This is a genomic window from Bradyrhizobium guangxiense (genome assembly GCF_004114915.1).
GTDB classification, from domain to species: domain Bacteria; phylum Pseudomonadota; class Alphaproteobacteria; order Rhizobiales; family Xanthobacteraceae; genus Bradyrhizobium; species Bradyrhizobium guangxiense.
Genome location: NZ_CP022219.1, coordinates 940,556 through 950,748 on the forward strand (window position 1 = coordinate 940,556; position 10,193 = coordinate 950,748).

Sequence of the window (10,193 nt, forward strand, 5' to 3'; positions counted from 1 at the left end):
TCGTGCAAAGCTCGGGCGAGATGAGCCGCGAGGATGCGAAGGCGTGTCTGCAATGAAGACGCGGATGAACGGAGCGACGCCGTCACCACGCACTCCGCAAGACGAGTTGGAGACAGAGACGTGTGCAATGACGGGACACCCCAGACATGAGAAAGCGCCCGTGGGGGGCGGGCGCTTTCTGTAGTCGACTTGGGGTTGGGGTCGTCTACATATCCACGTGGCGACTTTGGGGGGCTGGTAAAGAGCCGCGTGAATTCACAAAACTCGTCAAATCTCCTTAGCGAACGAGGGACGCGTTCGAACTGGTGATTGCGACCGGCTTGCCGGCCTTGATGACGCGGGCGGTCTGGGTCAGACCATCGTCCGAACCCGTGCGTGCCGTGATGCCGAAGCCTGCCAACGCGATCCCTGCGACGAGGGCGACGACCACGACTTTCAAGTGGGTCGCGCGATCTGCGCTGTAGATCGAGTGGTTCATGGAAGCCTCCTGCCGCCATCTACCCGAAGTAGTCGCCGGCCTGTTCAGGCAGGTTCATGCTTCCGGTGCCCAACAACCTAATATTGGGGGGATTCGTTCCCAAGAGGCCATCACAAGAGCGTGACAGGACGTGAAGCGCCGCGATCAAAAGCGGCCCTTGATCGTGCATTTTTGTAAGTATTTCAAGGCTGTAATCTGCGTCCCGCGCGCCTTTTCGGCAGTTGGTCCACAAGGCGCCAGGAACTCAAAAACCATTTGCCTGTGGCGGAAAAACATACGGCTTCTTAAGGCAAATCAGATGCTTCCGACTGTTTTGAGCCTCGCCCTAGGGTGGATCTCGGCCTGCGACAGCACGGTGGTCTGGGCCCGGAACCGCTCCACCAGGGACCGGACGAAGGGACGAATTGCCGCAGAGGTGACCAGCACCGGCGCCTCCCCCTCGCGCGCGGCGCGCTCGAACGCCTCGCGCACAGCGGTCATGAACTCCGACAGTTTCGAGGGCTGCATGGCGAGGCTGCGCTCCTCGCCCTGGCCGATGATGGATTCGGCAAAGGCCTGCTCCCATTTCGCCGACAGGGCGATCAGCGGCAGATAGCCGGCGTAGGAGGTGTTTTGGGCGCAGATCTGCCGCGCCAGGCGGGCGCGGACGTGCTCGACCATGGTCGCGGGATTGCGCGAGAAGGCCAGCGAGTCGGCGATGCCCTCGAGGATGGTCGAGAGGTCGCGGATCGAGATGCGCTCGGCGAGCAGGAGCTGCAGCACGCGCTGGATGCCGGAGACCGTGACCTGTCCGGGTACGATGTCCTTGACCAGCTCGCTCTGCTCCTTCGGCAGCTCCTTGAGCAGCTTCTGCACCTCGCCATAGGACAACAGGTCCGACATGTTGGCCTTGAGCAGCTCGGTGAGATGGGTCGAGAGCACGGTCGCGGCATCGACGACGGTGTAGCCCTTGAGCGAGGCCTCCTCCTTGAGGCTGGCATCGACCCAGGTCGCGGGCAGACCGAAGGTCGGCTCGGTGGTGTGGATGCCGGGCACCTGCACCTGGCTGCCGCCGGGGTCCATGACCATGAACTGGTTCGGCCAGATCTTGCCGGTGCCGGCGTCGACCTCCTTGATCTTGATGATGTAGGTGTTGGCTTCGAGCTGGACGTTGTCAAGGATGCGCACGGCGGGCATCACGAAGCCCATCTCGATCGCAAGCGAGCGGCGCAGCGCCTTGATCTGCTCGGTGAGGCGGTCGGTGCCGTCGGGGCCGTTGACCAGCGGCAGCAACGCGTAGCCGAGCTCGATCTTCAGATCGTCGATCTTGAGTGCGGCCGAGATCGGCTCTTCGGCCGCGGCAGCGCCCGGCGCACCTGGCGTTCCCGGAGCGGGTGCCGCCATGGCGGCCTGCTCGGCCTTGGCCGTCACCCGGTTGCGGTTGCGGGCGTTCCAGGCCAGCGCGCCGGCGCCGGCGCCGAGTGCGAGGAAGGGAAGGGTCGGAATGCCCGGGAGCGCCGCCAGCACCAGCATGACCGCCGAGGACATCGCGAGCGCCTGCGGATAGCCGGAGAACTGCTTCATCAGCGCCTTGTCGGCAGCGCCGGAGACGCCGGCCTTGGACACCAGCAGGCCCGCCGCGGTCGAGACGATCAGCGCCGGCACCTGGGTGACGAGGCCGTCACCGACGGTCAGCAGCGTGTAGCTGCGCCCCGCATCGGCAAAGGACATGCCCTGCTGCGCCACGCCGATGATCATGCCGCCGACGACGTTGATGAAGACGATCAAAAGGCCGGCAATGGCATCGCCGCGGACGAATTTGGAGGCACCGTCCATGGCGCCGAAGAAGCCGCTCTCGTCCTCCAGCTCCTTGCGGCGCTCCTTGGCGACTTTCTCGTCGATCAGGCCGGCGGACAGATCGGCGTCGATCGCCATCTGCTTGCCGGGCATGGCGTCGAGGTGGAAGCGGGCGGCGACTTCGGCGATACGGCCCGAACCCTTGGTGATGACGACGAAATTGACGATGATCAGGATGGCGAAGACGATGATGCCGATGACGAAATTGCCGCCCATCACGAAGCTGCCGAAGGCCTCGATGACGTGACCGGCGGCAGCCGTGCCTTCGTGCCCGTGCGACAGAATCAGGCGGGTCGAAGCCATGTTGAGCGACAGGCGCAGCATGGTCGAGATCAGGAGGATGGTCGGGAAGGCGGAGAATTCCAGCGGCGCCTGGATGAACAGCGAGGTCATCAGGATCAGGATCGAGAGCGTGATCGAGATCGCCAGGAACAGGTCGAGCACGATCGCGGGCAGGGGCAGGATCAGCACCACCAGGATGGTGAGGATCCCGAGCGCCAGCGCGATGTCGCCGCGCTTGAGGACCGTGACGATGTCGTTGAGGGAAGGGATGCCGGGCTTCGGGCTGCCTACGCCTTGTCCCGCGGTGACGTCGACCATGGTAGCTGCCTCCCCGCGCGACTGCCGTCCGCGCGCCCCAAACGTCTGCGCGGCGGCCGAGGGGCCGCCGTTCCGAAAGTGAGGCACCGCACTGGCGTCCACGGGGTTCCTCCCGTTCTACGCGGCCGACGACACTCGACTTCACCCGGCAATTTTTGCCCGGTGTATGGTTAGCAAAGGGTTAACGGTGGGGGTGGGGAGAGGGGCGGACCGGGGTGTTTCGGAGCCCCGGTCGTCATTCCGGGGCGATGCGAAGCATCGAAGCCGGAATCTCGAGATTCCGGGTCTGGTCCTGCGGACCATCCCGGAATAACAGTCGAGAGGAAGTCCCTACTTCGCCTTCTCCATCTTCGTCACCGTGTACCCTGAGGCCGCCTCCTCGGCCTCGAAGGTCACTTTGTCGCCGACCTTCACCTGCTTGAGCATGGCGGGATCCTTGACCCGATAGACCATGGTCATGGGGTCATCCATGCCGAGGCTCTTCGCCGGCCCGTGCTTCAGCGTGATCTTGCCGGCACCCTCGTCGATTTTCTTGACCTCGCCGCTGATCGAGGCCCCGGCCGCCAGCGCGCCCGTGGCAACGCTCGAAGCCAGCGCCAGCGCCGCGGCGATAGTGATGATGCGGTTCATGGGAAGCTCCTTTCGTTACTTGACGGTGACGTGGCCGACCATGCCGTTCTCGCGGTGGTCGGGAATGAGGCACGAATATTCGAATGTGCCCGGCTTGCTGAATTTCCAGAGGATCTCGGCCGTCTTGCTCGGGGCGAGGCGCACGCCGTTGGGATCGTCATGCTCCATGTGCGGATGCTTCTTCATCTCCACCGCATGCGCGAGATTCTCCTGAGGTGTGGCGAGCAGGAATTCGTGGTCCTCCTTGCCGACATTGCGCAGCACGAAGCGGATCTGCTCGCCTTGCTTGACCTCGATCCGGGCGGGTGAGTAGTCCATCTCGTTCAGCAGGATCTCGATCGTGCGCGCGGGCTTCTTGGGGTCGCCGGGCTCGCCGGCCGAAAAGCCCGCGTGAGCGTGCTTGTCGTGGGCGAGGGCCGGCGCCAGCGAAAGTGCAGCCAGCGCGAGGCCGAGTTTGATCGTCTTCATCGTCATCTCCAGTTGGTGGTTCATCGAAACGCTCACATCTTCATTTTGTGTGTCGGCTGGCCGGGCTGCCGCGCTGGTGCCGCATCGGGCGCCGCGACCTCATAGGCGACGGTGCCTTGCGGGAATTTGTAGGGGCCGGGGTCGCGATAGTCGTCGCGGGCAAGGTCCTCGCGGATCTTCATCACGGTGAACATGCCGCCCATCTCGATCGGTCCGAACTGGCCGGTCCCCGTCATCATCGGCAACGTGTTGTCGGGCGCCGGCATCTCCATGTTGCCCATCGCCATGCCGGTCGAGCCCATGGCCATGCCGTCAGGCGCGAGCTTGCCGACGGCCTTGGCGAGATCTTTGCGCGACACGCCGATCAGGTTGCGCACATCGTGTCCCATCGCGTTCATGGTGTGATGTGACTTGTGGCAGTGGAACGCCCAGTCGCCGGGATTGTCGGCGAGCACGTCGAATACCCTGACCGCACCGACCGGGACGTCGGTGGTCGTTTCGGGGATCTGGGCGCTCTCCGGAATCCAGCCGCCATCGGTGCAGGTCACAGCAAAGCTGTGGCCGTGCAGATGGATCGGATGGTTGGTCATGCTGAGATTGCCGATGCGCACGCGCACCTTGTCGCCGAGCCTGACCGGCAGCGGATCGATGCCGGGAAACACCCGTGCATTCCAGGTCCACATGTTGAAGTCCGTCATCTCGTTGACATGCGGCAGATAGGTGCCGGGATCGACCCGATAGGTGCTCATTACGAACACGAAGTCGCGGTCGACGGCGCGGAAGTTCGGATCGCGCGGGTGCACGATGAACATGCCCATCATGCCCATCGCCATCTGCACCATCTCGTCCGAATGCGGGTGGTACATGAAGGTCCCGCTCTTCTTCATCTCGAATTCGTAGACGAAGGTCTTGCCTGGCTCGATGTGCGGCTGGGTCAAGCCGCCGACGCCGTCCATGCCGCTCGGGATGATCATGCCGTGCCAGTGCACGGTGGTGTATTCGGGCAAGCGGTTGGTGACGAAGATGCGGACCTTGTCGCCCTCGACCGCCTCGATGGTCGGGCCCGGCGATTGGCCGTTGTAGCCCCACAGATTCACCTTCATGCCCTCGGCGAATTCGCGCACCACGGGCTCGGCGACGAGATGGAATTCCTTCCAGTCGCCGTTCATGCGGAACGGCAGCGACCAGCCGTTCAACGTGACGACGGGGCGATAGTCCGGTCCGCTGGTCGGATGCAGCGGCGGCTGCATCACCACCTTGTCCATGTGAGGGGCTTCCGGAATCGAAGCGGCCTGGACGCGGCCGCTGATGGCCGACGCGCCGGCAAGCGCGGCGCTGCTTAGAAATCCTCGGCGGGAAAACATCTTGGCCTCCATCTCAATGGCCGCCGCCATCGGCAGGCGCTGCCGCGGCGATGGTGGTTGGGTTGTCGCTGCCGGCTGCAGGCGAGCCGCCGCCATTGACGGCGGTCTGCAGATCGGCCTGGGCGAGGAAAAATCTCTGCCGGGCGTCGATCGCGCCGCGTAGCGCAGCCAGACGCTGCCGCGCCTCTGTGAGCAGCGCGAAGATGTCGACCTGCATGCTGGAGAAGCGCAGCTGCATCTCCTCGGTGATGATCTTGCGCAAGGGGATGATCTCGCGCTGGTAGTGGCCGGCGATGTCGTAAGCGGAGCGATAGACACGATAGGCATCGCGCGCCTCGGAGCGCACATTGACCGCGCGCTCGGTCAGGCGGTTGAAGGCAAGGTTGTAGGTCTCCGCCGCCTGCCGCATGCGAACCTCGCCGCCGTCGAAGATCGGGATCTGGAATTGCACGTCGAAGCCGCGTTCGCGGAACGGCGGTCCTTCCGGATCCTGGGTACGGCGGGGGATGCCGGCGAGATCGAGCAGGGGCACGAAGCGCGTCGCCTCGGTGAGGTTCAGCGCCTTCGCCAGCGCGTTCAGCTCCAGCCGCGCGATCTGCAGGTCGATGCGATGGGCCACAGCATCGGCTTCGATCGAGGGCAGTGACTGCGGCCGGCGCGGCAGGGGCGGCAGTTGATTGGGCAGACGAAAGTCGAGACCGCCGTCCCACAATCCCATCAGGCGCGCGAGCCTTTCGCGCGCGCTCGTTGCCGCCTGTCGCGCGGTGGCGAGGTCGGCGGTGGTCTCGGCATAAAACACCTGCTCGCGGGCCTGGTCGAGCTTGTTGAGCGAGCCGGTTTCCCCGAGCTTGGCGGCGAGCTGGGCGGTGGATTCCGCCGTCGCCTTCGCGTCGGTCAGCAGTGCCACCATCTCGTTGCCGGCAACAGTGCGCAGATAGGCGCGGCGCACGTCGGCGGCGAGCCGCAGCGTCGCCAGCGCGGCGCGCAGCTGCGCTGCGCGGAAGCGTTCCCGAGCGATCTCGGAACGGAACGGCAGGGGGGCGAGTGCGAGGATGTCGCCGACCACCTGGCGCTCGATCTCGCTGCCGCCGTCGCCGGAAATCCGCGAGAGCGAGAACGCCGGATTGGGCGGCAGGCTCTGCTCCACCAGATCGGTCTCGGCCAGGGCCAGCTCGTTATAGGCGGCCTGCAGCCCCTTGTTGTTGAGCAGCGCGATCTGCACGGCGGCGTCGGCACTGAGCGTGCGTGCCAGCAACTCGCGAACGCGGGCGTCGACCGCGGCGGCTCCTTCAGCCGAGTGCACGAAGGCGATATCTTTCTTAATGGTCTGGCTCGTCAGATCCGAGACCGTCGTCATGCCGCCGTCGGGCGAGAACGCGGCGCAGCCGGAAAGGCCGAGCGCAGTGAGGACGGGCAGGCTTCGCGCAAGGTGGCGTATCATGGCGCGCTCCTACCGGTCTTGCTTCGGCTGCGGCGTCACCGCCTCGTTGCGGTTACGCCACGGCGCCGGCGTCGCCGGCCGCAGGCTGGTATAGGGCGCAATGGTCGAGCGATAGCCGACTGCGGCGACCTTCGCCCCCGGATCGGCGGGATCGGTGCTGGCGACCTGTGTCGTTGCCGGCATGCAGCCGGACAGCACCAGCGCAGCAAAGGCCGGCAGCAGCCAACTGAATCGAAAATATCGTCGATCCACCGCAGATGCGGCGGATTTCGCCTGGGAAAGCGCAAGCATGATTCATCCCTGATCTGAAGGACCACAGGTCCGCGCGCGCAGGAGCGCGCGCTCGGCCCGAAATCGTCGTGTCAGATCAGGCGATGGGGGGACGGTAGCGCTGGGGCGGTGCCGTGCTGCGCAGGCTTGCCGCGATCTCGGGCGCGCAGGTGGATGTCGGCTGGACCGGTGTCGCCACGACCGGCAGATCGGCCGGCAACGCGCTGACGCACATCATTGCACAGCACGGCCCCACGGTTCCCTTGCCGCCATGATGATCCGCGGCGGGAGCGTCCTGTGCTACGGTCCGGTGATGCGCATGTGAGCCGGCGTGCTCATGCGAGGTGCTGCCATGGCCGGCCGACATCTGGTGATGCCCCGGGACGAGGTCGGCGAGGAATGCTTCGTCGAGGCACGGTGCAGGACCGCTGCCCAAGGCGAGACTTGCCGCCGGCGCGAGCACGCAGAACAGATAGGCGAAGGCAACGAGGCGCCCCACCCTGATCCGCATCGATCGCGTCAATCGCAACAACATTCCGTCAATACGCTCCTCGCGCGGCAATGTTGCACACGCTGATTGCAAACTAATGGCAAAAGACGCATTCGCCAAGATTTTATTACCGCAGTGCACCGCGCATGCCCAATATCGCGCCACGATGCTTGCCCCTTGGCGATCCGCGGGCCATGTTCCCGCCCGTGCACGCACCAAATCATTCAGAACATACGCCTGAGTCGTTCAGCCCTGATTCCCGTCAGGCCTGGATCCGGCTCATCATTGCACTTGTGATCGGCTCGATCGGCGCCGTCGGCATGTGGGCGGTCGTGGTCGTGATTCCCATCGTGCAGACCGAATTCGGTGCCACGCGCGGTGCGGTGTCGTTGGCCTTCACGCTGATGATGTTCGGCTTCGGGCTGGGCGGCGTGATCGCCGGCAAGATCACCGACCGGTTCGGCATCGTGCTCGCGATGGCGATCAGCATTGCGTTTCTCGGTGTCGCCAATGTGCTCGCAGGGCTGTCCACCCAGCTCTGGCAGTTCGTGGCGGCCTATTTCCTGATCGGCCTCGGCACCTCGGCGACGTTCGCGCCGTTGATGGCGGAAGCCTCGCACTGGTTCGAGCGCTATCGCGGGCTTGCCGTGACCATCGTGGCCAGCGGCAATTACGTCGCCGGCACGATATGGCCGCCGATCGTGAGCTGGGGCACCGAGACGATCGGCTGGCGCCATACGCATGTCGCTATCGGCGTCGTCTGCGCGAGCACGATGGCGCTTCTGGTCCTCGTCCTGCGCGCGCAGATGGGCAACGACCATCTCCGCGATCATGCCAATGCGCCGCCGCCCCGCGTCGATCTCAAGCTCTCGACCAACACGTTGACCGTGCTGCTCTCGATCGCCAGCATCTCCTGCTGCGTCGCCATGGCGATGCCGCAGGTGCATATCGTGGCCTATTGCGGCGATCTCGGCTACGGCGTGGCGCGCGGCGCCGAGATGCTGTCGCTGATGATGGGCTGCGGCATCATCAGCCGGATCGGTTCCGGCTATCTCGCCGACAAGATCGGCGGCATCCGCACGCTGCTGGTCGGATCGCTGGCGCAGGGATTTGCGCTGGTGTTCTATTTGTTCTTCGACAGCCTCGCCTCGCTCTATCTCATCTCCGCGATGTTCGGCCTGTTCCAGGGCGGCATCGTGCCGAGCTACGCCATCATCGTGCGTGAGGCGATGCCGGCGAGCGAGGCGGCGACACGCGTCGGCATCGTGATCTTCGCCTCCGTGTTCGGCATGTCCTTTGGCGGCTGGGTGTCGGGCGTGATCTTCGATGCCACCGGCTCCTACGGCGCGGCGTTCGCGAACGGCGTGGCGTGGAATGCGCTCAACATCGGCATCGTCGTGCTGCTGCTGATTCGGTCGCGGATGAACGCCACCAGGACCGGGCCGGGTTTTGCGACCTAAACCGCCCGGCCCGCCTTCAGGAGCGAGCAGCCCGTGATCTTGTAGCTGCCATCCGCCTGTTGCTCGAGCGTATAGAGCGCGACCCAGGCATCGCCATTGGCATCGACGATGTGAACGCGCTGCGCAATCCAGCCTCCTTCGATCTTGCTGTCGCCGAACTCGAAACTCTTGTGGCGGTAGACCGGCGCGTAGCCGTTTTGCACCATCGACATGAAGACGTCGGGCGCGGGGAAGATCTCCTTGATCGCCGGCGCGGCATGGGAATAGGCCGCGGCTGCGTCGTCGCGTGCAAAGGCCTGCTCTTGGGCGCGGATGACGCCTTGGGCGGCAGCGACGTCGTCGGCGAGGGCAGCGGCGGAGCTGAAGGCAAGGCTGATAAAAACGAGCAAGGCGGCAATGCGCATGACAGGCTCCGCGTTGAAATCCCGGCGATGCTGATCCTAGCATGACCTCAGGGAGATACGGGCGCGCTATCGCTTCCGTTTCACCACCGGCCTCGCAGGCCTGGCGGTTCGTGCCTTGACCGTGGCGCCTGGCGGCACGCGCAGCCCGTCGACGAACACGTCGAGCATCCGCAGCACCGAGGATTGCCAGCCGGGCTGGTCGTGCATGTAACACATGCCGACGAGCGTGCGCAGCAGGTCCTCGGGGCTGACGTCACCGCGCATCTGGCCGGCCGCGACCGCGCGATCCAGCAGCGAGCCGATCGCCTTGGTCAGCCGGTCCATCGAGAACGCCGCCAGCTCCGACGAGCTCTGGAACGTCAGCGCCAGCGCGGCCGACATGCCTTTCTTGGTGGCGACGAATTCGACGTTGGAGCGCAGCCAGCGCCTGAGCGCGTCCACCGGGTCCTTCGCGTTCTTCAGCTGCTCGGCGAGCTCGCTGAGCTGCTCGACCTCGCGCCGGTACACCGCCTCGAACAAATCCTCGCGGGTCGGAAAATGCCGATAGAGCGTGCCGATGCCGACGCCGGCGCGTTTGGCCACCGCTTCCAGGCTCGCCTCGGGGCCGCCGGCGTTGAACACGAGTTTCGCAGCTTCGAGCACGCGCTCGCGATTGCGCACGGCATCGGCGCGGGGCTTCCGAATCTGGTCGGTGTGGTCGTCCATGCGGGCAATGTAGATCACGAATTGGTTAGATTGAACCCTCGTCGGAC

General features: G+C 65.1%; 11 protein-coding genes. 1 reads left to right on the forward strand and 10 read right to left on the reverse strand.

All coding sequences use genetic code 11. The annotated features are described in order from the left end of the window. Nucleotides 1–277: 277 nt before the first annotated feature. The 8 genes from X268_RS04535 to X268_RS04570 form a co-directional block, all read right to left on the reverse strand. Nucleotides 278–478 carry a hypothetical protein gene (locus tag X268_RS04535; protein WP_128923810.1) on the reverse strand — a complete coding sequence of 67 codons (201 nt, stop codon included), beginning with the start codon at nt 476–478 and terminating at the stop codon, nt 278–280. Between the two features lie 294 nt (nt 479–772). Then, on the reverse strand, nt 773–2,914 hold the full coding sequence (gene flhA / locus X268_RS04540; protein ID WP_164937523.1) for a flagellar biosynthesis protein FlhA: 2,142 nt from the start codon (nt 2,912–2,914) through the stop codon (nt 773–775). A gap of 330 nt (nt 2,915–3,244) precedes the next feature. Further along, nucleotides 3,245–3,544, reverse strand: a complete 300-nt coding sequence (locus X268_RS04545) for a copper-binding protein (RefSeq protein WP_128923812.1) — start codon at nt 3,542–3,544, stop codon at nt 3,245–3,247. Nucleotides 3,545–3,559: 15 nt separating this feature from the next. Continuing rightward, nucleotides 3,560–4,012 carry a cupredoxin domain-containing protein gene (locus X268_RS04550; RefSeq protein WP_164937524.1) on the reverse strand — a complete coding sequence of 151 codons (453 nt, stop codon included), beginning with the start codon at nt 4,010–4,012 and terminating at the stop codon, nt 3,560–3,562. Nucleotides 4,013–4,044: 32 nt separating this feature from the next. Continuing rightward, nucleotides 4,045–5,376 (reverse strand): multicopper oxidase family protein, encoded by a 1,332-nt coding sequence (locus X268_RS04555; protein ID WP_128923814.1) that lies wholly within the window; start codon nt 5,374–5,376, stop codon nt 4,045–4,047. 13 nt (nt 5,377–5,389) lie between these two features. Beyond that, nucleotides 5,390–6,817: a TolC family protein gene (locus X268_RS04560; protein ID WP_128923815.1), complete on the reverse strand. Its 1,428-nt coding sequence runs from the start codon at nt 6,815–6,817 to the stop codon at nt 5,390–5,392. A 9-nt stretch (nt 6,818–6,826) separates the two neighbouring features. After that, nucleotides 6,827–7,108: a hypothetical protein gene (locus X268_RS04565; RefSeq protein WP_128923816.1), complete on the reverse strand. Its 282-nt coding sequence runs from the start codon at nt 7,106–7,108 to the stop codon at nt 6,827–6,829. Between the two features lie 76 nt (nt 7,109–7,184). Beyond that, nucleotides 7,185–7,598, reverse strand: coding sequence for a hypothetical protein (locus X268_RS04570; protein ID WP_245477778.1), 414 nt, complete (start codon nt 7,596–7,598; stop codon nt 7,185–7,187). A 173-nt stretch (nt 7,599–7,771) separates the two neighbouring features. On the opposite strand from X268_RS04570, the gene X268_RS04575 reads away from it, so the two are divergent. Beyond that, the gene (locus X268_RS04575; protein WP_128923818.1) at nt 7,772–9,037 is read left to right on the forward strand and encodes an MFS transporter; all 1,266 of its coding nucleotides are present in this window, start codon (nt 7,772–7,774) and stop codon (nt 9,035–9,037) included. Here X268_RS04575 and X268_RS04580 read toward each other — a convergent pair. Then, the gene (locus X268_RS04580; RefSeq protein ID WP_128923819.1) at nt 9,034–9,441 is read right to left on the reverse strand and encodes a DUF4864 domain-containing protein; all 408 of its coding nucleotides are present in this window, start codon (nt 9,439–9,441) and stop codon (nt 9,034–9,036) included. The two genes, X268_RS04575 and X268_RS04580, sit on opposite strands and share 4 nt — an antisense overlap. Nucleotides 9,442–9,507: 66 nt before the next feature. Then, nucleotides 9,508–10,146 (reverse strand): TetR/AcrR family transcriptional regulator, encoded by a 639-nt coding sequence (locus X268_RS04585; protein WP_208764448.1) that lies wholly within the window; start codon nt 10,144–10,146, stop codon nt 9,508–9,510. Nucleotides 10,147–10,193: the final 47 nt, after the last annotated feature.